Annotated in this window: 17 protein-coding genes; 12 read left to right on the forward strand and 5 right to left on the reverse strand. The window is 63.9% G+C overall.

The genetic code is table 11. From position 1 onward, the window contains the following. Nucleotides 1-25: 25 nt before the first annotated feature. Nucleotides 26-1,738 (reverse strand): 2-isopropylmalate synthase, encoded by a 1,713-nt coding sequence (leuA, locus tag M1D44_RS17825; RefSeq protein ID WP_316853550.1) that lies wholly within the window; start codon nucleotides 1,736-1,738, stop codon nucleotides 26-28. A 626-nt stretch (nucleotides 1,739-2,364) separates the two neighbouring features. Between leuA and M1D44_RS17830 the strand changes: the two genes are divergently transcribed. From M1D44_RS17830 to M1D44_RS17850, 5 genes are all read left to right on the forward strand, one after another. Continuing rightward, complete coding sequence (locus M1D44_RS17830; protein ID WP_004631388.1) at nucleotides 2,365-2,823, forward strand: (2Fe-2S)-binding protein; 459 nt, start codon at nucleotides 2,365-2,367, stop codon at nucleotides 2,821-2,823. Between the two features lie 20 nt (nucleotides 2,824-2,843). Beyond that, nucleotides 2,844-5,087, forward strand: coding sequence for a xanthine dehydrogenase family protein molybdopterin-binding subunit (locus tag M1D44_RS17835; RefSeq protein WP_024977542.1), 2,244 nt, complete (start codon nucleotides 2,844-2,846; stop codon nucleotides 5,085-5,087). A gap of 142 nt (nucleotides 5,088-5,229) precedes the next feature. After that, complete coding sequence (locus tag M1D44_RS17840) at nucleotides 5,230-5,664, forward strand: organic hydroperoxide resistance protein (protein ID WP_009240025.1); 435 nt, start codon at nucleotides 5,230-5,232, stop codon at nucleotides 5,662-5,664. Beyond that, complete coding sequence (locus tag M1D44_RS17845; RefSeq protein WP_316853551.1) at nucleotides 5,664-6,260, forward strand: nucleotidyltransferase family protein; 597 nt, start codon at nucleotides 5,664-5,666, stop codon at nucleotides 6,258-6,260. Before M1D44_RS17840 ends, M1D44_RS17845 begins: the two co-directional genes overlap by 1 nt. A 434-nt stretch (nucleotides 6,261-6,694) precedes the next feature. Then, nucleotides 6,695-7,984, forward strand: coding sequence for an MFS transporter (locus tag M1D44_RS17850; RefSeq protein WP_112187004.1), 1,290 nt, complete (start codon nucleotides 6,695-6,697; stop codon nucleotides 7,982-7,984). A gap of 9 nt (nucleotides 7,985-7,993) precedes the next feature. Here the strand turns inward: M1D44_RS17850 and M1D44_RS17855 are convergent, their stop codons facing one another. The 3 genes from M1D44_RS17855 to M1D44_RS17865 all read right to left on the reverse strand — a co-directional run bounded on the left by M1D44_RS17855 (nucleotide 7,994) and on the right by M1D44_RS17865 (nucleotide 11,734). Next, nucleotides 7,994-9,055 (reverse strand): helix-turn-helix transcriptional regulator, encoded by a 1,062-nt coding sequence (locus tag M1D44_RS17855; RefSeq protein ID WP_316853552.1) that lies wholly within the window; start codon nucleotides 9,053-9,055, stop codon nucleotides 7,994-7,996. A 181-nt stretch (nucleotides 9,056-9,236) separates the two neighbouring features. Further along, on the reverse strand, nucleotides 9,237-10,307 hold the full coding sequence (locus tag M1D44_RS17860) for a helix-turn-helix domain-containing protein (RefSeq protein WP_439004618.1): 1,071 nt from the start codon (nucleotides 10,305-10,307) through the stop codon (nucleotides 9,237-9,239). A gap of 245 nt (nucleotides 10,308-10,552) precedes the next feature. Then, a complete protein-coding gene (locus M1D44_RS17865) occupies nucleotides 10,553-11,734 on the reverse strand; it encodes a glycosyltransferase (protein ID WP_316853554.1) in 1,182 nt (393 codons plus the stop codon). A 541-nt stretch (nucleotides 11,735-12,275) separates the two neighbouring features. On the opposite strand from M1D44_RS17865, the gene M1D44_RS17870 reads away from it, so the two are divergent. From M1D44_RS17870 to cysC, 5 genes are all read left to right on the forward strand, one after another. Next, nucleotides 12,276-15,515 carry an autotransporter outer membrane beta-barrel domain-containing protein gene (locus tag M1D44_RS17870; protein WP_316853555.1) on the forward strand — a complete coding sequence of 1,080 codons (3,240 nt, stop codon included), beginning with the start codon at nucleotides 12,276-12,278 and terminating at the stop codon, nucleotides 15,513-15,515. 341 nt (nucleotides 15,516-15,856) lie between these two features. After that, the gene (locus M1D44_RS17875) at nucleotides 15,857-17,944 is read left to right on the forward strand and encodes a tetratricopeptide repeat-containing sulfotransferase family protein (protein WP_316853556.1); all 2,088 of its coding nucleotides are present in this window, start codon (nucleotides 15,857-15,859) and stop codon (nucleotides 17,942-17,944) included. After that, nucleotides 17,941-19,104 carry a glycosyltransferase family 9 protein gene (locus M1D44_RS17880; RefSeq protein WP_316853557.1) on the forward strand — a complete coding sequence of 388 codons (1,164 nt, stop codon included), beginning with the start codon at nucleotides 17,941-17,943 and terminating at the stop codon, nucleotides 19,102-19,104. The genes M1D44_RS17875 and M1D44_RS17880 overlap by 4 nt, the downstream gene beginning before the upstream one ends. A gap of 38 nt (nucleotides 19,105-19,142) precedes the next feature. Then, nucleotides 19,143-19,967 (forward strand): alpha/beta hydrolase, encoded by an 825-nt coding sequence (locus tag M1D44_RS17885; RefSeq protein ID WP_316853558.1) that lies wholly within the window; start codon nucleotides 19,143-19,145, stop codon nucleotides 19,965-19,967. A 10-nt stretch (nucleotides 19,968-19,977) separates the two neighbouring features. Further along, nucleotides 19,978-20,535: an adenylyl-sulfate kinase gene (gene cysC / locus M1D44_RS17890; RefSeq protein ID WP_316853559.1), complete on the forward strand. Its 558-nt coding sequence runs from the start codon at nucleotides 19,978-19,980 to the stop codon at nucleotides 20,533-20,535. A 62-nt stretch (nucleotides 20,536-20,597) separates the two neighbouring features. Here cysC and M1D44_RS17895 read toward each other — a convergent pair whose 3' ends face one another. Further along, nucleotides 20,598-21,650, reverse strand: a complete 1,053-nt coding sequence (locus M1D44_RS17895) for an AraC family transcriptional regulator (protein ID WP_024977554.1) — start codon at nucleotides 21,648-21,650, stop codon at nucleotides 20,598-20,600. Nucleotides 21,651-21,900: 250 nt separating this feature from the next. On the opposite strand from M1D44_RS17895, the gene M1D44_RS17900 reads away from it, so the two are divergent. Together M1D44_RS17900 and M1D44_RS17905 are read left to right on the forward strand one after the other, a co-directional pair. Next, nucleotides 21,901-23,583, forward strand: a complete 1,683-nt coding sequence (locus tag M1D44_RS17900; RefSeq protein WP_316853560.1) for a GMC family oxidoreductase — start codon at nucleotides 21,901-21,903, stop codon at nucleotides 23,581-23,583. Further along, nucleotides 23,570-26,053: a flavin-containing monooxygenase gene (locus M1D44_RS17905; RefSeq protein ID WP_316853561.1), complete on the forward strand. Its 2,484-nt coding sequence runs from the start codon at nucleotides 23,570-23,572 to the stop codon at nucleotides 26,051-26,053. Before M1D44_RS17900 ends, M1D44_RS17905 begins: the two co-directional genes overlap by 14 nt. The last annotated feature ends 6 nt before the right edge of the window (nucleotides 26,054-26,059 follow it).

Consider the following 26,059-nt stretch of genomic DNA (forward strand, 5'->3'; position numbering starts at 1 on the left):
CCACAGCGTGAGCCCGACTTGTGCGTTACACCGCTTGCGCCTCGCTTTTGCCGCTGCGCAGCATGCCGTTACCGGCCCGTGCGATCAGGCGATTGACGCCGCCCACCACGGCGCGAATCGATGCCGTTGTCAGGTTGGCATCCACGCCCACGCCGAATACGCTGCCCGCCACGCCCGGTGCGGCCATTTCTGCAAACGCGATGGCATCGGCATTGGCACCCTGGCCCAGCGCGCGTTCCTCGTAATGGTGGATCGACACGGGGGCCGCCAGCACGTGCGACAGCGCATGCACCAGCGCGTCCAGCGGCCCGTTGCCGGTGCCTTCGCAGATGTGCTCGTGGTCGTCAATGTTGACCACCAGACGGATGTGCTGGCTGCCGTCATCGCGCTCGGTCAGGCGGTGCGATACGTAGCCGATCGCGCCGTCGCCGCGCAGATAGGTCTGCTGGAACAGCGCCCAGATGTCGGCGCCCGTGGCTTCGCGGCCGCTCTCATCGGTCAGCTGTTGCACGGTGCTGCTGAATTCCACCTGCAGTCGGCGCGGCATGGCAACGCCATAGCCGGATTCCAGCAGATACGCGATGCCGCCCTTACCCGACTGGCTGTTCACGCGAATGATCGAGTCATACGTGCGGCCCACGTCAGCCGGGTCGATGGGCAGGTAGGGCATTTCCCACAGTGCATCGGGCTTCTGCACCGCAAAGCCCTTCTTGATTGCGTCCTGGTGCGAGCCCGAGAACGCCGTGAACACCAGATCGCCCACGTACGGATGACGCGGATGCACCGGCAGTTGCGTGCACTCTTCGCAGGTACGTGCCACGTCATTGATGTGCGAGAAATCCAGCTCCGGATCCACGCCCTGCGAGTACAGGTTCAACGCAAGCGTGACGAGATCCACGTTGCCGGTGCGCTCGCCATTGCCGAACAGGCAACCTTCCACGCGGTCGGCACCGGCCATCACGGCCAGTTCAGCCGCTGCCACGGCCGTACCGCGGTCATTGTGCGGATGCACGGAGAGGATGATTGAATCGCGACGCGCCAGGTTGCGGTGCATCCATTCGATCTGGTCGGCGTAGATGTTTGGCGTAGCCATCTCCACCGTGGCCGGCAGGTTGAAGATGATCTTGTGCTCGGGCGTCGGCTCCCATACTTCGGTTACCGCGTTGCAAACCTCCAGCGCGAAATCCAGTTCGGTGCCGCTGAACACTTCCGGGCTGTATTGGTACGTCCACTGCGTCTCGGGCATCGTTTCCGCAATCTCGCGGATCAGCTTGGCGCTTTGCATGGCAATGCGCTTGACGCCCTCGCGGTCGGTATTGAACACCGTGCGGCGAAACACCGGCGCGGTTGCGTTGTAGACGTGGATGATGGCGCGCTTGGCGCCGCGCAGCGATTCCATCGTGCGGCGGATGAGGTCTTCGCGCGCCTGCGTGAGCACTTCGATGGCCACGCCGTCGGGAATATGCCCACCTTCAATCAGTTCGCGAACGAAGTCGAAGTCGGTTTGGGAGGCGGCGGGGAAAGCGGCTTCGATTTCCTTGAAGCCGATCTGCACGAGCATCTTGAACATGCGCATCTTGCGCTCGGCGTTCATTGGCTCGAACAGGGCCTGGTTGCCATCGCGCAAATCCGTGCTCATCCAGATCGGGGCACGGGTAATGGTCTTGTTGGGCCAGGTGCGATCGGCGATGGCGATGGCGGGGAAGGGGCGGTATTTGGTGTTGGGGTTCTTCAACATGGTCTGTGCGTCCTAGGAGATCGAGATCGGTTTCGTACAACGGGGACGGCCGCGCGGGCAGCGTCCAGGGTGGCCGGAATCGGGTTTGGGATGTGGCGGCCAGACAGCCACGGGCGCGTGGTCTGGCAACCGATCGGTAGTCGTAGCGAAAGCGGGATCGAGGCAGGCATGAGAGGCTCCAACGATTCGGCGCACAGACTGCGCCACACACAAGGTCCGTCGCCGGTTACGGCACGGACCGGTCAAATACCGGAACGAGGGGGAAGAGAGATCTACGCGCTTACACGCGTAGTAGAGAAGCGGATAGCAGACCGCGCACGCACGAGAGGGTGCGGGCAGGAGCGGTTGGGAGGGTGGTCTGCTGGAAGTGCATGCGGCGATACTGATGGGGAAGGCGGGGTGTTGTCAAGCTGGCTGGGCGGGTTCTGGACGGTTTTTTGGGGCAGATGAAACGCCGGGTCGAGAGCCGACGAAAACGTGTGCCACCCGCTAGGAACCATGTGACGTGGGCGCCAGCAGAACCCATCCGAACCTGCTTTAATACACCCCGTCCATGCCGCCCGCCCGCTATATCAAAGGGGCTATAACGGCAAGACTCCCTCACGCCCCACAAGGAGAATCCCCCAATGGTCACGTTGAACATCAACGGCAAACCAGTGGAAGTTGATGCTGATCCGTCGACGCCGCTGCTCTGGGCGCTGCGCGACAACCTCGGTCTGACTGGCACGAAGTTCGGTTGCGGTGTTGCCTCGTGCGGCGCCTGCACGGTGCACCTGAACGGCCAGCCCACGCGCAGTTGCGTGCTGCCGATCTCTGCGGTGGCCGGCCAGCAGATCACCACGTCTGAACACATCGCCGATGACAAGGTCGGCAAGGCCGTGCTCGATGCGTGGGTCAAACACGATGTGGCGCAATGCGGCTACTGCCAGAGCGGCCAGATGATGAGCGCGGTGGGTTTGCTGCGCACCAAGAAGAAGCCGACCGACGCCGATATCGATAGCGCGATGGCCGGTAACCTGTGCCGCTGCGCGACGTACCAACGCATTCGCGCGGCCATTCACGATGCAGCGAAATCGCTGGCCTGAGCCCCACCGGAGAATTCACGATGCGTATTCGAAATCTTGAAGCGCTGGCCGGTGGCGGCGCGCAACATCAACCGGCGTCTGCGGATGCTGGTTCGGCAACGTTTGATCGCCGCAGCTTTCTGAAACTCACGACGCTGGCCGGCAGCGGCCTGGCGCTGGGTGTGGCTCCGATGCTGGCCGGCGCGCAGGACGCCAAGGCCAAGCCGCCTTCACCGCCGCAGGCGTTCATCATCATCGCGCCGGATAACACAGTCACCGTGGCGGTCAACCGGCTTGAGTTCGGTCAGGGCGTGCACACGGCATTGCCGATGGCGCTGGCCGAAGAGCTCGACGTGGACTGGCGCAACGTGCGCGGCATGCTGGCGCCTGCAGCCGACGCGTACAAGGACCCGGGCTTCGGTATTCAGATGACGGGCGGTTCGACCGCGCTGAACCACTCGTTCCAGCAATACCGCGAGTTGGGCGGCCGGGCACGTGCGATGTTGATCTCGGCGGCGGCGGAACGCTGGAAGGTTGATCCGTCGACATGCCGCACGGCCAATGGCGTGGTCACATCTGGCAGCCACCGCGCCACGTATGGCGAACTGGCCCAGGCGGCGATGGCGCTGCCCGTGCCCGCGCAGGTCACGCTGAAGAACCCGTCGCAGTTCCGCATTGTCGGCAAGCCGACGCCACGTCTGGATGCACGTGCGAAGCTCGACAGCTCGCTCAAATTTGGCCTCGACACGCGCCTGCCCAACATGAAGGTCGCCGTGTTGGCCCGCCCGCCGCGCTTTGGCGGCAAGGTGGCCAAGTACGACGTGGCTGCGGCCAAGTCAGTGAAGGGCGTGGTCGATGTGCTTCAGATCCCGACCGATCGGGGCGGCACGGGCGTGGCCGTCATTGCTGACGGGTACTGGCCCGCCAAGCAGGGCCGTGACGCGCTGCAAGTCACGTGGGAAGACGCAGGCTCGACGGTGTCCACGCCCGCGCTGATGGCGGAGTACAAGAAGCTCGCCGGCCAACCCGGCACGGTGGCCAAGGCTGCCGACATGAGCGCAATCCAATCTGCCGCCACGCGCATCCAGGCCGATTACGAATTCCCGTACCTCGCGCACGCGCCGATGGAGCCGCTGAACTGCACGATCGATCTGCAGAAAGACGGTGGCAAGACCACGGGCGCGAAGGTGTGGGTGGGCTCGCAGTTCCAGACCATCGACCAGGGCGCAATCGCCAAGGTGCTCGGCGTATCGCCCGAGAAGATCGAGCTGAACACGATGATGGCGGGCGGCGGCTTTGGCCGGCGCGCGATCACCACGTCGGACTACGTAGTGGAAGCGGCCAACGTGGCGAAGGCCTATGCGGCAGCCGGGCACAACGGCCCCGTCAAGGTGATCTGGAGCCGCGAAGACGACATCCGCGGTGGTTACTACCGCCCGATGCATCTGCACCGCGTCAACGTGGGCGTGGATAACAGCGGCAAGGTCGTCGGCTGGGACCACGTGATCGTCGGTCAGTCGATCCTCAAGGGCACGCCGTTCGAGGCCTTCATGGTCAAGAACGGTGTGGATGAAACCATGGTCGAGGGCGTGGTCGAAAACGACTACGGCTTCCCGATGCAATTGACGGTGCATCACCCGGACGTGAACGTGCCGGTGCTGTGGTGGCGTTCCGTGGGCCACACGCATACGGCCTACGTGATGGAAACGATGGTCGACGAGGTTGCGCACGCGGCCAAGCAAGACCCCGTGGCCTTCCGCCTTGCGCGCTTTACCGGCAAAGAACACGAACGCCATCGTGCGGCGCTGCAACTCGCCGTCGACAAGTCCGGCTACGGCAAGCGCAAGCTGCCCAAGGGCCAGGCCTGGGGCGTGGCGGTGCATGCGTCGTTCGAATCTGTGGTGGCGTATGTGGTTGAGGTGTCGGTCGACCAGGGCAAGCCGCGCGTGCATCGAGTCACGGCCGGCGTGCATGCCAACCGCGTGGTCAACCCGATGGGCGCGGAAGCGCAGATCCAGGGTGCGTGCGTGTTCGGTCTGGCGATGATTCAACCCGGCTTTGCCATCGACATCGAGAACGGCGCCACCAAGAACAGCAACTTCACCGATTTCCCGCCCGTGCGCATGCCGGACGCGCCGCCGGTGAACGTGTTCTTCGTGCCGTCGGAAGACAACCCGACCGGTCTGGGCGAGCCCGGCACGCCGCCGATTGCACCGGCGGTAGCCAACGCGTTGTTCACCCTGACCGGCAAGCGTCAGCGCAAGCTGCCGTTCGACACGGTCTAGTTGCCATCATCGCGTGATGTGATGGAAGCCGGCATGCAGTCATGTGTGCCGGCTTTCTTGTTCTTGCAGCCGTATCCGCTCAGTTTTGCGGACCGATTCTTGCGTCCGCGATTGCGTTGTTCACCCACCGGAGGAGCATGTCATGGCATTGAATATCCTGTACACCGCCCACGCCAAAGCCACAGGCGGCCGCAACGGCCACACACAGACCGAAGATGGCCAGGTCTCGCACGACTTGTCGGTGCCCAAGGCCATGGGCGGCCCCGGCAAGCCCAACACCACCACGCCTGAAGACCTGTTTGCCGCCGGCTATGCCGCCTGCTTTGGCTCGGCGTGCGACTTCGTCGCGAAGAGCATGCTCAAGCTCAATCCGAGCAACATCGAGATCCACTGCGATGTGGGTATCGGTACGCGGGAGGAGGGCGGTTTCGGTCTGAAGGTGGGCCTGACCGCACGGATCAGCGGTCTGTCGCAAGCCGATGCCGAGAAACTGGTGGCCCAGGCGCATCAGGTGTGCCCGTATTCGAACGCCACGCGTAACAACGTGGAAGTCACCCTCAAGACCGAGGTGGTCTGATGCAGCAGCGGCCTGTTGTTGGTGTGTTGCTGGCCGCAGGCCGCGGCAGCCGTTTTGATGCGGCGTGCGTGGCCAACAAGCTGCTTGCCCCGCTGCCCGACGGAACCCCTGTGGCGGTCCAGGCCGCGCGCCATCTGAAGCAGGCATTGGGTGACGTGGTGGCAGTAGTGCCCGCCGCTGCTACGCATGGCGCGCAGGTCGATCAGTTGGCCGCGCTACTGGGCGAAGCAGGCTGCGAAGTCCTGCGCTGTGCTGATGCTGCTCGTGGCATGGGCGCCAGCCTGGCAGGCGGTGTGGCCGCGCGCCCGCAAGCCGGCGGGTGGATCATCGCCCTGGCCGACATGCCGTGGATTGCACCCGAGACCATCACCCAAGTTGCCAACGCACTTGACTCGCACTCTTGTGTGGCGCCCTTTCACGCCGGGCAGCGGGGCCACCCCATCGGCTTCGGCGCCGACTTCTTCGCTGGCCTGACGTCGCTCGACGGCGACGAGGGCGCTCGGCGGCTGATCGATCCCGCCAAGCTCGTCCGCATTGACTCCGATGACGCGGGCATCCTGCGCGATGTCGACACGCCCGCCGATCTGGCTCCGTGATCGAATGGGGTTGACTTACAACGAAGCGCCGCCGTACTCGCCTGCCAGAAATGCTCCATACAGCGCGCACGCACGGCGCATGTCGGTCCAATGCATGCGGCGATCGCCCCTCGGCTGAGTGCCGCAGTTTTCGGCGCGTGTGTCGATCTCAAACATTCGATTTCGACAGTGTGAGGGCCGGGTTTTGAGGCCGGTGCATGTGGTGCTGCTGCGATTGGTCAACAAACTCTGAGACGCTTGATTCGCTCCCGATACCGGCTTGTCCAGTGTCTTTGGACGTTGAGCAGCGGTACCCCGACAGCGCCAGAGAATTGATACTTTGCGCCTGCAGTGGCGGCGTGTAAGGTATCGATTGGTTTCGGATACAGCGACCACAGCAAGACTTCTCGCGCGAGCTGAATCGAGAACAACAATACGGATGGCGCCTTCCACCCATGACACGCGATTTGCGCGCCGCACACGCTAACTCCCACCGCGAGATGCTCAAGGTCGTCATTGCGACGTCGCTGGTCACCTGTCTTGAGCTGTTCGACTTCACGGTGTTCAGCTACTTCGCTGTGATGATCGGAGACCAGTTCTTTCCGGCCACCGATCCGATGACGTCGCTGTTGTTGGCAGTCGGTACCTTTGGCGTCGGCTTCTTCATGCGACCGCTCGGTGCCATGGTGATCGGCGCTTACGCCGACCGGGTCAGCCGCCGAGCCGCCATGACGATCACCATCTGGCTGACTGCCATCGGGACGGCCGCGATTGCCGTATGTCCGCCGTTTGCAGTGATTGGCGTGGCGGCACCGTTCATCATCATCGTCGGGCGGTTGCTGCAAGGCTTTGCCGCCGGCGGTGAAGTGGGGACGGCCGTGACGTTCGCGATGGAAGCTGCGCCACCATCACGAAGCGGGATTCTGGTCAGTTGGCAATACGCCAGTCAGGCTGCGGCCGCGTTGCTTGGCGCGTTGCTCGGCACACTGCTCACGAGCACGATGTCGCCGGCAAGCCTGACGCAGTGGGGTTGGCGCATCCCTTTTCTGATCGGGTTGTCGATCGTGCCCGCTGGTCTGTACCTGCGTCGTCGGCTTGTCGATAGTCCCGTTCCTGCCGCCTCCAATCGCGGCACTGCCATACCGTTTGTCGAACTGTGCCGGGAGCACGGCGGCACGCTGGCGCTGGCCACATTGGCGAAAATCTGGAGCACGGTACCGGTCTACGCAGTCATTACGTATATGCCGAGCTACGTGACGCGGGTGTTGCACATGCCCCCCATCATCGGGTTCATGTCGTCGACGTTATCGACGTTGCTGTTGGTGGTGGTGTCGCCGCTGTCGGGCCTGCTGGCAGACCGGTTACCACGCCGCAAGCCAATGGTGCTCATCACATCGGGCACGACGGCGGTCCTGGCGTACCCGGTCTTCGCGATGATGACGCATGCACAGAGTCCGCGGGCCGTCCTGCTCGGCTCTGCGGTGATCAGCGTCTTGCTGGCGCTTGGCACCAGCATCGGCGCGTTGCTTGTTCTTGAAGCGTTTCCGGCGCGGGTGCGTGCCAGCGGCTTTGCGATCTCGCATGCCCTGGGCGTCACGCTGTTTGGCGGCACCGCGCAATTCATCATCACCGGGCTGATCAAGTGGACGGGTGACCCGGTATCCGCTGCCTGGTATGTGGCGCCCGCATGCCTGGTGAGCTTCGTTGCCGTGCTCGCGTTCAAGGAGCGCCGCGCTGCGGCCTGAAACCGCTGCTTATGTACTGATTGCAATCGGCTCGTTGCGCGAAACCTTTGGCCGCGCGTAAGACGTTTTGCCGGACAGCGCCCGGAAGTCTTGCGGTGCCATGTCGTATGCACGACGGAACGCGCGCGTGAAATCGGACGAACTCTTGAAGCCAAGCCCGAACGCGATGTCTGTCACGGTCAGGTAGGGGTGCCGGACCAGTTCGCTTGCCGCCTCGCGCAGACGCAGGTGGCGGATGTAGGCACCCAGGCCGCCCTCGTGCTGAAACAGGCGATACAACGTCTGGCGAGGCAGTTGTAGCGCCTGTAGCACGCTCTCTGGCGAAAGGTCTTCCTGACGCAGATGGGCTTGAATGTAGCGCCGCACGCGACCGAACATGGCAGCCCGCGCTGCCGCGCGCGCATTGCCGCTCAGTTGGGCTTGCTTGCCGAATGCAGAGACCATGAGTTGCGTGCTCGTGCGAATGGCATTGCCCGCCGCGTGTGCGCTCATGTCTGCAATGTTCTGACTGAGTGCGATCACGTTCTCGAAGATCAGTTGCGTGAGCGGCGTCGTGTTCGCGATCACGCGGCCGTGGATGGCTTCGGGGTCGGGAAAGATCTCTCCGACCAGTGCGCCCGGCACAAAGATGGTGGCGACCCGGCAAGCGCTGCGCTGCATGCGCACAGGCTGGCCCATGTGCAGTGTGAGGATGCTGCCAGCCGTCGGCATGTTGCCGCGCGACGAAGACGAACGCACGGCGACATCAGTGACACCGCCTTCCAGAAATACGTGGAACGCGTAGTCGCGGATCGGGTCGGTCGAGATGCGCGCGAGCGAACGGTCCAGCACCATCGCATCGGACCGGCAATTGGTGAACACCAGATCGTCGACCTTGTAGCGATCGATGGCAGCGTGAAACGGCCTCTCAAGATCGGCGCGCGACGGGAGGACGTCGATGACGTGGCCGACCCGCTCTCGCCACGCCAGCAGCGGCTGCTGATGCGTTTGCGTCCGCACGTCGAAGTGGCTGTGAACGATGGAAGATTCACCCGGCGGGCGAACGTCAGGCGTGAGCGTGCACTGTTCCATGCAAGAGAGTTCCGCCCCGTGAGAATTTTGTGGTGCTGCTTTTATGTACGGCTTTTTATGGTTGGGACTGTATCGAAGAAACCGCGCGCAGCGCGGCGCCCCCCACCAAAGGGTGAGGCTCAGGACCAACACCTTGGGCGCAAAGTGACCTTGCAGGCGTTTTATGGCACTGACGATGCTTCTATATGAAGCGCGTTTGTTGTGTGTGATCGCGCCGGAGCAACGGTGCGTATTCGTGCAATTCGCGCGGCGCGATGTCGAACGCGCGACGGAATGCACGCGTAAAGCTCGACGCATCGTTGAACCCCAATCCCGAGGCAACGTCCTGTATGCCCCGGTGCGGCAGGCGCACCAACTCGTCGGCCGCCATCCGCAGCCTGCGATTGCGGATATACGCGGCCAGGCCGCCTTCATGCTCGAAGAGTCGATAGACGCTGGCGCGTGAGAAATGCAGCGATGCCAACACGCTTTCAGGCGACAGATTCGGATCACGCAGATGCATTTCCACATGCCGCCGCACCTTGCCATAGACGGCAGCGCGTACCGCCGCGCGGGCGTTGCCGGCAAAGCCCGCCTGCTGGGCGAAGGCCGCAAGGATCAGCTCCACCGCCGTGAGAAAAGACTGATGCGCTTCTTCCTTATTCAGCCCAACGATTTGCCGCCTGAGCGCGATGACATGCTCGATCAGCAGGCGCGTCAGCGGGGTGGCGGCGTGAATCCAGCGGCCATGTAGCGACGCCGCATCAGGAAACAACTGTTCCACCAGCGCGCGCGGCACAAAAAGAAGAAGGAGCCGGCCCTCAAAGCTTCGGATGGTGCAGGGCTGATCCATGTCCAGTGCGAGGATGCTTGGCACGCCCGGAACGGGCTGCGTTTCAGTGCGCGGCTTGTTGCCCAGAAACTGCGACGGCGGCCCTTCAAGAAAGATGCTGAACGTGACATCGCGAACGCTCTCGGTCGAGACCCGACCCAACGATCGCACGGCCAGATTTGGCGCGGTGAGAAAGTCGATGAGGCTCAGGTTGTCGATCGTGTAGCGGGACAGTGATGCATCAAACGTATCCTCGGCTTGCTTGCCCGGAGGCCGTATGTCGTAGACCGGGCTCATCCGCTCCTGCCATGCCAGAAAGCTTTTTCGTGCGTCGCCTTGAACGCTGAAATCGCTGTGCACGATGCCGGGCGCGAGCGTCGGTTGCCCGGGCAACAACAGGCGGCTGAGTGGTGGCGCAGTGTGGAGCGCATCGTCGTTCAATGCAGCGCGCATCGCGGAGTCTCGAAATCGGCCCACCATGGCGGCGCGTCACACGGCAGGCGAACGTCAGCCGTGAGCGGGCAGTGTTTCATGCAAGAGCGTCCCCGTCCCGTGAGTATTTTGTGGTGCTGCTTTTATGTACCGCTTTTTATCGCTGGGACTGTATCGAATAAATCGCGTGCGACGCAGCGCTCCCCCACAAAGGGTGAGGCACGGGACCAACACTCCGCAGTGCTTGGCGGCACCTAACGGCGCTGCACCAGCGCATCCTCCATCAATCCGGTCACCTCTTCCAAGGTGCGATCGCGCGGCAAGCTGTGGTAGCGCACCGCAATGGTGCGTGCTGCGTCACGGTATTTTGGATTGCCCAACAGATCGTGGAGCACCGCGCGGAATCCGGTCTCCACATACGCGGGCAGGATGCCAAGGCCTGCGCCCATGGCGGCCACGCGCTCGGTGACCATCAGTTGCTCGATGTGCTGCGGGAGCAGCAGCATCGGCAAACCGGCCAGCAAGCAGTTCAATGCCGTGCCGTGGCCCGCGTGGGTGATGGCCAGCGTGCAGCCGGCAAGCAAGGGGAGCAGCCGGACGGGCTGCCGATAGAGCCGCAGGCCGCGGTGGCGGTTTGCCGTCTCCGTGCTGAGGTCGGGGATGACCGCAATCACTTCGGCGTCGGAGGCTTCCAGCGCTGTCAGCACGGTATCGAGCCAGGGCTGCACTTGCAGATACACGAAGACGTGCGGCTTGTCGGGTTGCTGCCATTGCACGCGTTCGCCCGTGTCCGGCTCGGGTATCGGGCCGAGAAAGGTGGTGCCAGGCGGCCGCAACAGGGCGTAGTGGTCCAGCTCCGGTAGCGTCAACAGCCGGGTGTGGTCAGCGGTGAGTAACGTCGTGAGCGGTTGTGGCAAATCGAACAACGCTTGGATGTTGCGCTCCACCGCAGCCTGCGTTTGCGCGCGCGCTTCAGCGTTGCTCGCTTCCCAGGGGCGGAAACACGGTGCCGGAGAGAGCGTGGGCGGGATGGTAAAGCCAGTGCCGACCTGGACAGTGCCGATGCCTGCGCGCTTGGCGGCCAGGAGCGCAAGCGGCGCGTGGTCGACCACGACCAGATCCGGTTGGAGCGTGGCATACAGGTACTGCCAGGCTTGCACCATGCCCCCCAGAAGATCGGGCTGCGTGGCGCCATAGGTGGCGAGAATGTCGGCGTAGGTCGCAATCTCGCGGCCCAGCGTTGTGACGTTCGTCGGCGTTGGGCAGGCAAACCAGCGAATGCCGTGAGGCGCCAGATAGCGCTGGGCCGAGGCCATCGATTTCAGCCCGAACACCACCTCGTGGCCACGCGCTTGTAGCGCCAGGGCAATCGGCAGCAGGCGCCACAGATGCCCATGGTTCTCACCCAACTCCCACGCAAAAATGATCCGGCTCATGCACGGTCCTGGTGCGTGGTGGTGCGCGTTGGCGTCGCGGGAGTGCGTGGGTGCATGCAAAGGGTTCCGGGCGATGGCGCTCGGATCTTATCGATATTTCCACGCCGCGCGGAACTTTTCAAAAACTGAGACGCACGGTCAAGACTGGCCCAAAAAAAATCGTCACTATCGGGTCCGACACACATGTGTCAGCAGTCCGGGGGGAGTCGGTAGCGGCTCAGGGCTGTCGGTCAAACGCTCGCGTGCGGCATCCGGTGCCGCGTCAGAACAGAGCCAGCCGGCAGGTTTGCCTGATCCAAGAACGTGGCTTGCAGAGGCGCGCAGAACATAACAGCGCCATTTGCCGGAACGTACCGGATTGCGAAACGGGGAAGTCGTTCGACGCAAGCAAACCGCACAGTGTTGAGGCTCGGGGGAAACCGACAGGCAGACCTTGAGCCTCAACACCTGTGGCGGGGCGCCGCTCGAATTGGCCGTTCAACCGCCTATCTCAGGTACGAAAACAATGGCTCAACGCAATCAGTTTCCTAAACAGAGCACCTTGACGCTGGCAATCGCGGCAGCGCTCTCCAGCATGGTCCCGGCCATCGCTGCGGCCGATACGACCGTCAGCACTGCGCTCACCACCTCGCAGTTCTGGGGCGCCGGCAACTACACGGTAACCAGCAGCGGCAGCGTTTCGAGCGCTGGCACTGCGCTGGGGACCGATGGCACGCTCGGCACGCTCAGCAACAGCGGCTCGATCGTCGGGAGCAATGCCGGAATTTCCTCTTACGGTGGCTCGATCGATACGTTGAACAACGCGGCCGGCGGCGTTATCGGTGCGATCGGCCAGGCGGGGGGCAACGGCAAGGCCGGCGGAATCATAATGCCGCCTCCCATGCCGCCAATGCCGGGGCCCGGCGGGGCAGGGAGTGGGGGCGAAAACGCGTTTGGCCTGGCGGCAAGCAACATCACCACGCTGAACAACAACGGCACGATCATGGGCGTCGGCGGTAACGGCGGCGCCGGCGGTTCTGGCGTGCCCGGCGGTGTAGGCGGCGCTGGCGGTAGCGGCACGGGCCTGATCAACAGCGCGCTGATCACGACGCTGAACAACGGGGGCACCATCCTTGGCCAGGGTGGCAACGGTGGCGCTGGCGGCACGGGCGCTGCCGGCGGCGGCGGCGGCAACGGCTTCGGCATTCAGAACCAAGGGACCATCGTCTCGCTCAGCAACACCGGCATCATCAGCGGAACCGGCGGCACCAACGGAACCGGCACCAATGGCGCGGGTACGGGTAGCGGCTTAGGCATTTCCAACAGCGGTGCGATCACCACGCTGAACAACGCTGCGAGCGGCATTATCCAAGGTGGTGTGAACGGCATCCTCAACGGTGCCGCGATCGGTACGTTGACGAACAGCGGCACCATCAGTGGTACCAGTGCCAACTCCGTTGGCGTCGCAAACTACGGCGGTACGATCATCGGGTTGACCAACAACGCGAGCGGCCTCATTAGCGGTGGCATCGAAGGTATCAACAATTTCGGCACGATCCAGACGCTGAGCAACAGCGGCACCATTCTTGGCCTCCCCTCGGGCACCGGTCCCCAGAATGCCGGCGTTTTCAACGGGGGCTCGATCGGTTCGCTCACCAATAGCGGCAGCATCAGTGGTGGCGGTGTCGGCGTCAGCAACGAAGGAACGATCAACTCGCTGACCAACAGCGGTGTGATCAGCGGTCGCGCCCCAGGCCTCTACAACACACGCACGATCGGCGCGCTGGTCAACCGCGGAACGATCAGCGGTGGCACAGTGGGCACCATGCCCTTTGTCGCCGGCATTCTCAACGGCGGGACGATCGGCGCGCTGGACAACAGCGGCACCATCACCGGCGCTGGCAATGCCATCAACAACGCCGGGTCGATCGGCCCGATCACCAACTCAGGCGTGATTGCCGGCAATATCACGAACGGGAGCCCTCAAGATCTGAACATCAATGGTGGAACGGGCACGACATTCGGCACCCTGACCGGCTTTGGCGGAACGATCGGTAGCATCGTCAGCCCCAGCGCGGGCGTCGTATTCGCTTCGGGCAACCTGGTGCTGAATGACAACATCGGTGTCGTGCTCCCCTCTCCCATCAACCCGGCCAGCGTTCGCACGGCCCGTGCCGCCTCCACCGGTTCGGTGGCGGTGAGCAACACGGGCGCGGTCCTGCAAGTCAACAACCCGATCACCATTACCGGCACCTACAGCCAGAGTGCGGCCGGTACGCTGCAGATTGGCGTGAACACTGGTGCGGTGACCAACGGCTCGCTCACCGGCGACAGTGGCTACGGTCGACTGGTGGTTTCGGGTGCAGTGAATCTTGCCGCGGGTTCGGCCGTTTCGTTTGCGCAGGTCAATCCGTATCCGTTTGCCGCGGGTCAGCGTTATGTGATCGTCGATGCGTCCAGCACCGGCACCAACTACAACGAAGGCACGCTGCGGTATGGGATCCGCGGCTACAACAGTGTCCTGACAGGCACCAACGTTACAGCCAACGGCCGCAGCGATCTGGTGGTGACCGTGGTCAGCGCAGATCTGATCCCGACCACGAGCCCCACGCCGGCACCTGCGCCGGCACCTGCTCCGGCTCCCGCGCCTGCACCGGTCCCCAGCCTGGCGACTGTGCCGAACGCCCAAGCGGCGCTCACGGGTCTGTCGCAGTACACGGGCATCAGCGATCCGGGTCTGCTGAACCTGTACAACGCCTCGATGGCGCTGAACCTGGGCAGCAGCGACGCCGCCAACCACGCCGGCAAGCAACTGAACCCGGTGTCGCAGGGGTCGACGGCCCAGGCCGCACTGGCACCGACGCTGGATGTGCTCAACATCATCTCCACGCATGCCGACAGCATGCGCCTTGCCCAGGCCGGTGGCCTGAGCGGTGTTTCGACCGGTGAAGCGGCTCCGGCATGGGGCGTGTGGGGCCAGGCATTTGGCGGCCACGCACACCAGGGCCAGCGCGATCAGGTGGACGGCTACAGCGCCAACTTCGGCGGCTTGCTGTTCGGCGTCGATCACGCGGTCAGCGACGCATGGCGTGCGGGCGGTGTGTTCAGCTACAGCAACGCCAAGATCAGCAACACGGGCGACACCGATGGCAACTCGACGCGTGTGAATTCGTTCGGCCTGATGGGCTACGCCAGCTACACGGGCAGCCCGTGGTATGCAAACTTGTCAGCGGGTGCCGTGCAGCAGCACTACGACACCACCCGCGCCGTCAACTTTGCCGGCTTCTCGGGCAACGCCAATGGCAGCTTCAGCGGCACGCAGTACGTGGCGCGAGCAGAAGCCGGTTACCCGTTCGCCACGGCTGTTGCCACGGTTACGCCGCTGGCAAGCCTGACGTATGGTTACCTGCGCCAGAACGGCTACACCGAATCGGGGGGCAATGGCGCGGCGCTATCGGTGGGCGCGTCGCACACGACGTCGGTTACCAGCGACCTTGGCGTGAAGTTCTCGCGCGAGCTCGCAACCTCGTACGGCACGCTCGTGCCGGAACTGCAGGTCGCATGGCGCCATGAGTACAACAACACGCGCACTCAGACGCAGGCCAGCTTTGCGGCAGACCCGACGGGCCAGACCAGCTTCACGTCGTTGGGTGCCAGCCCAGTGACGGATTCGGCTGTGCTCTCTGCCGGTGTCAAGTTGCTGCGTGCGAACAACCTGAGCATCAGCGCGCGCTACTCGCTGCAAGTGGGTAGCGGGTACGTGTCGCATGCCGGCAGCCTGCAACTGCGTCAGTTGTTCTAACGACTTGAAGTGATACGCCAATGGCGCGCCTCCCGAAAGGGAGAGCGCGCTCATTGCTTTATGGGGTGGTAGACGCGTCCCCCATCAAACAATGAGCACCCGGTTGCATCAACGCTCTCGCTCGGTGGGCGCGGACTCTTTCCGGTAACCAACTGAGCGCGCGCTATGAGCCGCAGGCGGGCAGGGGTTTTCGTTTTGCAGACGGGCAGCGTGCGTCTGCGCCAGTTGTTCTAAGCAGGGAAAAGAGGTACCGAAGAGCGCGTTTTCTTGCGGGAAGGCGCGCCTTTCCTTCTAGTACGATCACGCTCTTACTCTCATCGAGTGAGCCCTTGGAGTCCCGCATGTCGAGCGCGCCCAATACAGATCCAATCAGCATTCCCGAAGCGCTCAACCGTGCACATGCGCACTGGAACGCAGGCCAGGCGGCGGAAGCGGAAATCTATTGCCAGCATGTGCTGGCCGCATGGCCGGGCCAGGCCGATGCCCTGCATCTGCTCGGGCTCATGGCGCATGCCTACGGCAACCTGGATCTGGCCATTGCCCACCTGCGCCAGGCTTGCATGGCACCACGTGCGCCCGCCATCTACGCAAGCAACCTCGCAGAGATGTATCGCCAGAAGGGCATGCTGGCTGAAGGACAGGAAGCTGCCGAACGCGCGGTGGCACTGGACCCATCGCTCGTTCCGGGCTGGAGCAATCTCGGCATCCTGTTGCAGGAAGCAGGCAAGCTGGAGCAGAGCCTCGCATGTCTGGAACGGGTTGTGAAGCTCACGCCTGATGCACCCGAGGCGCACAACAATCTGGCCAATACGTATCGACGGTTGGACAGGCTCGGCCAAGCCGAGCAGCACTACCGCCAGGCGTTGGCGCTGAACCCGCACTATGCCGAGGCACACAGCAATCTCGCTTTCCTGCTGACCGCGCAAGGGCAGTACGACCAGGCTGCCGCAGAAGCGCGCCTGGCCATCGAGCTCAACCCGCGTCTGATCGATGCCTACTTGAACCTGGCCGATGTGGAGGTGACGCGCCATCGGCATGCCGCAGCGCTCCAGGTGCTGGACGCGTTGCAGGCCTTCGCGCCACAGCATCCCGCCGGTTTGACCGCCCGTGCGAAAGCGTTGATGCAACTTGAGCGCCTGGACGCCGCCCTCGCTTGCGCGCAGCAAGCCATGACATTGGCGCCGCGCAGTGCCGAAGCCCATCACGCACTGGCGCAGGTGCTTCAGGCGCAGGGCAAAGCCGACGAGGCGCTCGCGCATTTCGAGCAGGCCGCAACGTTGCCAGGCACGGTGGCCGAAGAGGCGTTGGTGGGAAGCGCCACGCTTTGGATGGAATCCGGTCAGAAGGAGGCCGCTCGGGCAGCCTTCGATCGGGCGCTGTCGATGTATCCCGGTTCCATTCGAGTGCTCACGGCTCGCGCCGAGGCTAAGACATTCCGTGCTGACGATCCGGATGTCGGGGCCATTGAAGGCTGGCTTGCCAACGAAACACCGAAGCCGCTGAACGAACGCATCTCGGCGCATTTCGCGTTGGGCAAGGCCTATCTCGACCTGCACGATGCGCCGCGCGCCTTCGTGCACCTGCATAACGCGAACCAGCGCAAGCGTGCGACGTTTAGCTACGACGCCAGGGCGACCCGGCAATGGATGCAGCGCATCTCTGAAGTCTTCACCGCCGAACGGATGGAGCGCCTGGCTCCCGCTGGCACGCAGTCTGACCTGCCGGTATTCATCATCGGCATGCCGCGCTCTGGTACCACGCTGGTCGAGCAGATCCTGTCGTCGCACTCGCAGGTCATGGGTGCGGGCGAGCTTTCAGCGCTGCGGCAGGTGGTGGAGGGCGCCGGTCTGTTTCCCGACATCGCGCAGGTGCTGACCCCGGAGGACATGCAGCGCATGGGCCGAACCTACCTGAACCGTATCGAACCGTTGGCACAAGGTCGGCGACGCCTGATCGACAAGATGCCGGGCAATTTCATCTATGCGGGGCTGATTCCGCTGATCCTGCCGGGCGCGCGCATCATCCATTGCCGGCGCGATCCGGTGGACACGTGCCTATCGTGCTACACCAAGCAATTCGGCGGTGAACAGCCGTTCGCCTACGATCTGGCGGAGCTTGGTGCGTTCTACACCGACTATCAGAAGCTGATGGCCCATTGGGCCCAGGTCCTGCCAACCGATCGATTCATCGAAGTGGACTATGAGCACGTGGTGGATGACCTGGAAGGCGAAGCAAAACGCCTGGTCAGCTTCCTCGGTCTGCCTTGGGAAGACGCTTGCCTGCAGTTCCACGCAAATGACCGCGTAGTGCGCACCGCCAGCGTCAACCAGGTGCGCCAACCGATCTACACCACATCCAAGGGACGCTGGCAGAAGTACGCCGATCATCTTGGCCCGTTGCTCGCCGCACTCGGGATGAGCGCGCCGTGAATGACGTCGATGTCGCCACGGTGGAACGCCAAGGCCGCGCCCTGCTGGCCGACGGACGCCTGAACGAGGCCGAGGCGCTGGTGCGGCCATGGCTGGCATCCGGCACCGGGCCGTTGATCTTGTGGCAGGTGCTGGCCGACACGATTCGCCCGCAAGGCAAGATTGCCGAGACGCAGGCCATTCAAGAGATGCTGGTGGCCAACATGCCAGGCAATCTCACCGCGCGCTTCAATCTGGCCGAAACGCTGCTGCTGCAAGGCGACTTTGAGCGCGGCTGGCGCGAGTACCACCATCGCTACGGCATGCCGCACACCGCGGCCATCGAGCGCAAAGTCCAACGTCCGCGCTGGGACGGTCGCCCCATTCCCGGCAAGACGCTGCTGATCCATGACGAGCAGGGCTACGGCGATACGTTCCAGTTCCTGCGCATGGTGCGCTGGGCAAAGGAGCGCAGCGGCGCGCGCGTCATCCTGGAGGTGAACGCGGAAAGCGCATCGCTGGCCAGCCGTTACGAAGGCTTTGATGCACTGACGGCGCGCGGCCAATTGCCGCCCGCATTCGACGTGCATTGCGAGCTGATGAGCCTGCCGATGGTGATGGGCCTGAAGCTGTCTGATTTGCCCGGTGCCACCCCGTATCTGTCGGCGGACCCGCAACGCGTTGCCAAGTGGCAGGCGCGCCTGGCCGGGTTGCCGCGCCCGCTGGTGGCGCTGGTCTGGGCGGGGCGCCCCACGCACGTCAACGATGCGAATCGCTCGATGAAGCTGGCGGACCTCGCACCGTTGGGCAGGCCCGATGTCACGTTCCTTGCCATCCAGAAAGGTCCGGCCGCACAACAGGCCGCGTCGCCACCGCCCGGTATGTCGATGGTGTCGCTCAGCGACGAGATCCAGGACTTTGAAGACACTGCCGCCATTCTCGCCGTGGCCGATCTGCTGATCTCGGTGGATTCGTCGCCGGTGCATCTGGCAGGCGCCCTCGGTCGCCCCGCATGGGTGATGCTGCCGCTCGTGCCGGACTGGCGCTGGCTGCTCGAACGCAACGACACGCCGTGGTACCCGAGCGTGCGCCTGTTCCGCCAGCCGTCTCTCGGCGATTGGGGCAGCGTCATGGGCACCATGGCGCAGGCGCTGGCACAACTCGCGGGCGTACACGCATGACTGCTCTGTCGCCTCTCACATCAAAGGTTTTGACGGCGATGTTCGCTGTGCTTCTGGTTGTGCTTTGCAGCCTGCTGTCCGACTGCACGACGCTGGACCGCGATGCCCACGCCGATGCGCTGGCGGCTCCGTTCCAACTGCATCGTGAGCAAGTGAAGACGGAGCACTTCGTATTGACTGCTTTCGTGCGCATGACGCGCGCAGACCAGCCGCTCACTGTCTACATCGAGGGCGATGGCCTAGCCTGGATTTCCCGCACGGAGCCATCGGCCGATCCGACTCCGCGCATGGCCACTGCTCTTGCGCTGGCAGCAGCAGACCCGACACCGAACGTCGTGTATCTCGCCCGCCCCTGCCAGTTCACCCCGATGGCGTTGAACCCGCTGTGTGCTGTGCCGTACTGGACCAGCAAGCGGTTCGCACCGGAAGTCGTGGCATCCATGGACGAGGCCGTGAGCCGGTTCGCAGCGAAGGTGCCTGGCCAGCCCGTTCACCTCGTCGGCTATTCGGGTGGCGGCGCGGTGGCTGTGCTGGTTGCGGCACGGCGCGCGGACATCGCATCCATCCGCACTGTGGCAGGCAACCTCGATACAGAGTTCGTCAACCGCCTGCACGACGTCTCGGCGATGCCGGAATCGCTGAACCCGATCGATGCGGCGTCGCGTGTGGCAATGGTTCCGCAACTGCATTTCAGCGGCGCGGACGACACCGTGGTGCCACCGGAAGTGGCGCAGCGTTTTGTGCGGGCGACCGGCGGCCGATGTGCACAGGCCAACATCGTGCCGGGCCTGGACCACAGCGGCGACTGGGCCGGGCAATGGCCGGCGATGCTGCCGTTGGCACCCGTCTGCAAAGCACGCTAAGGAGCAATGCATGCAACCGGTTCCATCCACGCTCTGGCTGACGGGGCTCAGCGCCGCCGGCAAGACCACAGTGGCCCTGGCCGTGGCCGAGTCGCTCACAGCACGAGGCGTGCCGTGCCGCGTGCTCGACGGTGATGCCGTGCGTAAGCAGCTCTGCTCGGATCTTGGATTCTCCCGGGCCGATCGCAGCGAAAACGTGCGCCGTGTGGCGCAATGGTGTGCGCAGATCAACAACACCGGCACGTGGGCAATTGCCGCCCTGATCTCGCCCTACCGCGATGACCGCGAGCGTGCCCGACAGATTGTCGGCGCATCGCGCTTTCATGAGGTGCATGTCGCGACACCGCTGTCCGTGTGCGAAGCGCGTGACCCGAAAGGGCTATACAGGAGTGCGCGCGCTGGAGCGATCTCCAACTTTACCGGCATCAGCGATATCTATGAGCCGCCCCAGGCTCCGGCGTTGTCGATTGATACCGGTCGGCAGTCGATGGAGGCATGTGTCGCAGCCACACTGGCGTTGCTTGGGATGACCATCGCAAGCGCCAGGCCCGCGGCGCGCCTCGCGTAGGGGCGCAACCTTGTTTGGCGGACGAGTTGCCCATGCCGTGAGGAACTGATTCCGGTGTAGGGTCAAACTTGGTCCGTCTCGTCGTCGATAGACAAGCCCTGGCGGCGCATCGTACTGGGCGCCACGCCATACCAGCGCTTGAAGGCCTGCGAGAAGGTGGACAAGTCGGCGAAGCCAAGCCGCTCCGCGATCTCACCGAGCGCCAGTTCACCCTCCCTGAGCAGCGCCTCGGCCATCGCACCGCGTGATTCGGCCAGTAACGCTCTGAAGGTTGTGCCTTCATCGTGCAGCCGACGCTTGAGCGTGCGTTCGCTGGTGTTCATCAGGCGGGCCATGCTGCTTAGCGTGGAGAGCGTGGTGCCGGGCGCGGCGCCCAAGTAATGGCGGATCATCGCCGCCGTGCCCACACGTAAGCGCCGCTCTTCAATGAGACGACTGCACATCTGCTCGCACATCGAAGCCGTGATGGGGTTGGCGTGTGGCAGCGGCCGGCTCAGAAATGATCGGTCGAACGCAAGACTGTTGACGTGCGCTGAATATTCCGGCTCCGCGGCGAAGAGCGTCCTGCGCACCGGAGAAGGCCCACGCGCGAGCGGGGGCCTGGCCCTGAGCGTAAAGCGAGACAGTGCGAAGTCATCTCCCCCGATTTCCTGCAGCAAGACCGCGGCGGCGGCCATGTCGCGCTCCACAACAAAACGCTTCACCTCATCGGCAAGTTCCGGCTCGCCAAAACTCAGCACGGCGAGACGGCCTTCTTCGTGATACGTGATCACGGTAAATGCGTAGGTGAGCGGCAGGAAACGCAACGCCAACGCCATGGCATCGCCTGCCGTGGCGCTGCTGATCAGGCCGTAGCCCCACACCCCATACGCCGAAAAGTGGTAGCGCAGCCCCAGCTCCAGTCCGAGCCCTGGCGGATGCTTCAACAGGCGCAGCAGGTTGCCGACCACGCGCAGCTCCTGCGCAGCGGTCAGCTCCACATTCGGGTCGGACAGTTGGGCCAGCGACAGCTGCGTGCCGGCCAGCAGCTTTGCCGGCGAAAGCCCGCGCTCCTGCCCGAAATCGACCAGTAAGCGTGCGCTGGCTGGGCTCCGAGTGAACTCCCAGAAACGCATACGGAGAAACCCTTGGGACGTGTCATTTGGCCCAAATACTAAAACAGTTGTCCCCGCGCGCCATTGGTGTTTTCCCATGCCGGAAGCAACATCAAGCGCATCCGATATGCCGCCCCGGTGGCGTTGCAACACCCGCTCCCAGGAAGACCCGGATCTTCCCGAGCCCGCGGGCGCCAGCCTTGCACGTCGGATCGCCAAGCGGCTGGCGGCTCACAGCGCTTGGCTCAAAAGACATTGTGGAGACAACAACATGGGCAACATCTTCGACTACGTCATTGTGGGCGGCGGGTCCGCCGGCAGCGTCGTGGCAGGGCGACTTACTGAAGACCCGCAGGTGACGGTCTGCGTTTTGGAGGCGGGCGGTGGCGGCAGCGAACTCGTCATCAACGTCCCGACCGGCGCCGTTGCGATGCTGCCGACCAAGCTCAACAACTGGGCATTCGAGACCGTGCCCCAGCCCGGACTGGGCGGGCGCAGGGGATATCAACCGCGAGGTAAGGCATTGGGTGGCTCATCGGCGATCAACGCGATGGTCTACATACGCGGGCATCGCAATGACTACGACGACTGGGCCGCGCGCGGCAATGTCGGCTGGTCTTATGAAGACGTGCTGCCGTATTTCCGGCTCAGCGAGCACAACGAGCGGCTCGACAACGCATGGCATGGCCGGGACGGCCCGCTCTGGGTCAGCGACCTGCGCTCCGACAACCCCTTCCAAGCACGCTACCTGGAAGCCGCACGCCAAGCAGGGCTGCCGCTGACGGATGACTTCAACGGTGCAGAACAGGAAGGCGTCGGCATTTACCAGGTGACGCAAAAGCACGGTGAGCGGTGGAGCGCAGCACGCGCCTACCTGTTGCCGCACCTCGGGCGGCGAGACAACCTGAGCGTCAAGACGCACGCCCAAGTCCAGCGCATCCTGTTCGAGGGCAAGCGGGCCGTGGGCGTTGAAATCCTGCAAGGCGGCCAGCTTCACACCGTGCGGGCACGCCGCGAAGTGGTGCTGGCCGCCGGCGCATTCCAGACCCCCCAGTTGCTGATGCTCTCCGGCATCGGCCCTTGTGATGAACTGGATCGTCTCGGCATTCAGACGCGCGCGCATCTGCCGGGGGTGGGCAAGAACTTGCAAGACCATCCGGACTTCATCTTCGGTTACCGGGCGCGCAGCCTCGACACGATGGGCGTGTCGCTCGGTGGCGGCCTGCGCATGCTGAAAGAGATCCGACGATTCCGCCAGGAACGGCGAGGCGCGCTCACGTCAAACTTTGCCGAAGGTGGTGGCTTTCTCAAGACCCGTGCCGGGCTCGCGATGCCCGACGTCCAGCTCCATTTTGTCGTCGCGCTGGTGGACGACCATGCGCGGTCGTTTCATCTGGGTCATGGGCTGTCTTGCCATGTCTGCCTGCTGCGTCCGCGCAGCCGCGGCTCCGTCACCCTGCAGAGCAACAACCCCCAGGACGCGCCGCTGATCGACCCCGCGTTCTTTCAGGATCCGCAGGATCTCGAAGACATGGTGGCGGGCTTCAAGCTCACGCGCAGGCTGATGCAGGCACCCGCGCTGGCTGAATGGATCACGAAGGATGTGTTCACCGCCAACGTGAACACCGACGATGAGATTCGCGAGGTCCTGCGGCAGCGCACTGACACCGTCTACCACCCGGTCGGCACATGCCGGATGGGCAACGACCCGCACGCCGTCGTGGACCCTCAACTACGCGTGCGCGGTGTGGAGGGCCTGCGCATCGTTGATGCCTCCGTCATGCCCACGCTCATCGGCGGCAACACCAACGCGCCGACGATCATGATTGCCGAGAAGGCGGTCGACATGATGCGGGGCCGCAGCCGGGTGCAGTCGACGCCCCGCGAAGCGGTCTCCATGCCCGCGCAGTTCCAATTCGATGCCTCGAAGGAAGCCAGCCATGCGTTCAGCTAACCCCACCCGCCCTTCCGACGCGGCAACACCGCATGCAGCCATCATCATCGGATCGGGCTTTGCCGGCATTGGCATGGCCGTGGCGTTCAAGCAGGCAGGGCTGCACGACTTCGTCATCCTTGAGCGGGCGCATGACGTTGGCGGCGTCTGGCGCGACAACAGTTATCCGGGGGCGGCGTGCGACGTGCCCTCACACCTGTATTCCTTCTCTTTCGAGCCCAACCCGAACTGGTCGCGCACCTTTGCGCCTCAAGCGGAAATCCATGCGTACCTGCAGCATTGCGCGCGCAAATACGCCGTCGAACCGCACATCAGATTTGGCGCCGAAGTCGCGTGTGCGGAATATGACGAACAGCATTCGTTCTGGCGGGTCACGCTACGGGATGGGACAACGCTCAGCGCGAACCTCCTCGTCAGCGGCACTGGGCAGTTGAGCCGTCCCGCCTTCCCGCAATTGCCGGGCATGGAAACCTTCAAGGGGCACACCTTCCACTCCGCGCACTGGGATCACGGCTATGCGCTGTCAGGCAAGCGCGTCGCGGTGGTGGGAACGGGCGCTTCGGCTATCCAGTTCGTGCCGGCCATCGCAGATGCCGTGCAGCAACTCGCGGTCTTCCAGCGCTCGCCGGCCTACATCATGCCCCGCCCCGATCGCGCTTATCGGCCTTGGGAGAAAGCAGTGTTCCGGGCGCTGCCATGGGCGATGAAGCTGCACCGCGCCATGATCTACACGCGCTATGAATCTCGCGCCCTGGCGTTCACGCGCTTCAAGGGGCTTATGCGACTGGCGGTGGGCGTGCCGTTCCGGCGGCTGCTCTCAAAACAGGTTCCCGACGCTGCGCTGCGCGCCAAGCTCAAGCCCGACTATCCGATCGGCTGCAAGCGCATCCTGCTCTCAAGCGAATACCTCGCGGCCATGAGCAAGCCGAACGTTCACCTGGTGACCGACGGCATCCGCAGGGTCACCCCAGAGGGCATCGAAACCGTTGACGGCACGCACCACCAAGTCGATGCCATCATCTACGGCACAGGCTTTGCCGCCACCGAATTCCTCTCGCCCATGCGAATCACCGGACGCGCCGGTCTGGACCTGAACGATGCCTGGCGACGCGGGGCAGAGGCGTACCTCGGCTTGACCGTGCCGGGCTTTCCAAACTTCTTCATGCTGTACGGCCCGAACACGAATCTTGGGCACAACTCCATCGTCTACATGCTGGAGAGCCAGATCGCTCACGTCATCCGCTGCTGCAAGGCGATGACGGCCACCCATACGACCAGCATCGAAACGGATGCGCGCCGCTACCGGCGTTTCAATACACACATTCAGCAGCGCCTGGCCAAATCCGTCTGGAGCGGGTGCAAGAGCTGGTACGTGGATGCCAGCGGGCACAACAGCACCAATTGGCCCGGCTTCACGTTGACCTATCGCTGGCTGACCCGGTTTTCCAGCCTGCAGGCATACCGCCTGACACGAGCACTGCCGGGACCGATGGGCCTGACCGCTGGCGTTGCCGTAGCCGAACCACCAGGGTGGTGGGAAGCGGCCAACGCATGGTTCCTGCGTAACTTCCTGCGCATCGGTTTTCGCTCGCTCATCGGCCCGCCTTTTGGTGTCACCGTGCAGCGCAGCTTCGTGCGCCTGCTTTCCCCGCTCATGCCCGGTGCGAGCGGGGTGATCCGCTACCGGAACTTGGTCAGCAACGTGCCGGTAGAAGTTGTTGCGCCCAAGCGCGGTGAAACCGAAGGCGCCATGCTCTACCTGCATGGCGGCGCTTTTTGCCTGGGAAGCCCGGGCACGCACCGCAGCATCACGACCCTCCTGGCGGTCGAATCGGGCATGCCGGTCTGCGTGCCCAACTACCGGCTTGCGCCCGAGCACCCGTACCCTGCCGCGCTGCACGATGCGCTCGCGTGCTACGACGCGCTGCGCAGCCAGGGCTATGCCGCAGAGAAGATCGTCGTCGCGGGCGATTCTGCCGGTGGCGCACTGGCCCTGGCACTGGCGCTTGCACTGCGGGAGCGTGGCGATGCCGCTCCTGCAGGCCTGCTGCTGATCTCACCCGTGACCGATGCCACGTTGAGCGGCGACACGCTGGTGTCTCAGCGGACCCGCGATCCAATGATCCGCCGCGGTTGGCTCGAACAAGGATTGCGCTGGTACCAGGCACCCGCCGGAGCGGCTGAGCACACGCCGCTCAAGGTGGATTTGCGTGGCCTCCCGCCCATGCTGATTCAAGTTGGCGAACACGAAGTGCTGCGCTCGGATGCCACCCGGCTGGCAGACCACGCTGCGGGCTGCGGTGTGCCGTGCCGCATCGAGGTCCACGCTGCGCGCTGGCATGTCTTTCACCTTCAATCGTTTTATCTGCGCTCCGCAGTTGAGGCACTGCGCACGCTCGCAGATTTTGCCCGCGAGCGGATAGCGAGCGGGGCAAGCGTCGCACGTGCCGATGTGCCGCCGCTTGGATGACCAGGC

This window comes from Ralstonia sp. SA306, from assembly GCF_054792405.1.

Excerpts from the sequence above, each read along its gene's own strand:
- M1D44_RS17895 (WP_024977554.1), bottom strand. The coding sequence starts at position 21,650 with ATGCGTTTCTGGGAGTTCACTCGGAGCCCAGCCAGCGCACGCTTACTG.
- cysC (WP_316853559.1), top strand. The coding sequence starts at position 19,978 with ATGCAACCGGTTCCATCCACGCTCTGGCTGACGGGGCTCAGCGCCGCC.
- M1D44_RS17845 (WP_316853551.1), top strand. The coding sequence starts at position 5,664 with ATGCAGCAGCGGCCTGTTGTTGGTGTGTTGCTGGCCGCAGGCCGCGGC.
- M1D44_RS17840 (WP_009240025.1), top strand. The coding sequence starts at position 5,230 with ATGGCATTGAATATCCTGTACACCGCCCACGCCAAAGCCACAGGCGGC.
- M1D44_RS17905 (WP_316853561.1), top strand. The coding sequence starts at position 23,570 with ATGCGTTCAGCTAACCCCACCCGCCCTTCCGACGCGGCAACACCGCAT.
- M1D44_RS17900 (WP_316853560.1), top strand. The coding sequence starts at position 21,901 with ATGGGCAACATCTTCGACTACGTCATTGTGGGCGGCGGGTCCGCCGGC.
- M1D44_RS17850 (WP_112187004.1), top strand. The coding sequence starts at position 6,695 with ATGACACGCGATTTGCGCGCCGCACACGCTAACTCCCACCGCGAGATG.
- M1D44_RS17865 (WP_316853554.1), bottom strand. The coding sequence starts at position 11,734 with ATGAGCCGGATCATTTTTGCGTGGGAGTTGGGTGAGAACCATGGGCAT.
- leuA (WP_316853550.1), bottom strand. The coding sequence starts at position 1,738 with ATGTTGAAGAACCCCAACACCAAATACCGCCCCTTCCCCGCCATCGCC.
- M1D44_RS17835 (WP_024977542.1), top strand. The coding sequence starts at position 2,844 with ATGCGTATTCGAAATCTTGAAGCGCTGGCCGGTGGCGGCGCGCAACAT.
- M1D44_RS17830 (WP_004631388.1), top strand. The coding sequence starts at position 2,365 with ATGGTCACGTTGAACATCAACGGCAAACCAGTGGAAGTTGATGCTGAT.
- M1D44_RS17875 (WP_316853556.1), top strand. The coding sequence starts at position 15,857 with ATGTCGAGCGCGCCCAATACAGATCCAATCAGCATTCCCGAAGCGCTC.
- M1D44_RS17885 (WP_316853558.1), top strand. The coding sequence starts at position 19,143 with ATGTTCGCTGTGCTTCTGGTTGTGCTTTGCAGCCTGCTGTCCGACTGC.
- M1D44_RS17855 (WP_316853552.1), bottom strand. The coding sequence starts at position 9,055 with ATGGAACAGTGCACGCTCACGCCTGACGTTCGCCCGCCGGGTGAATCT.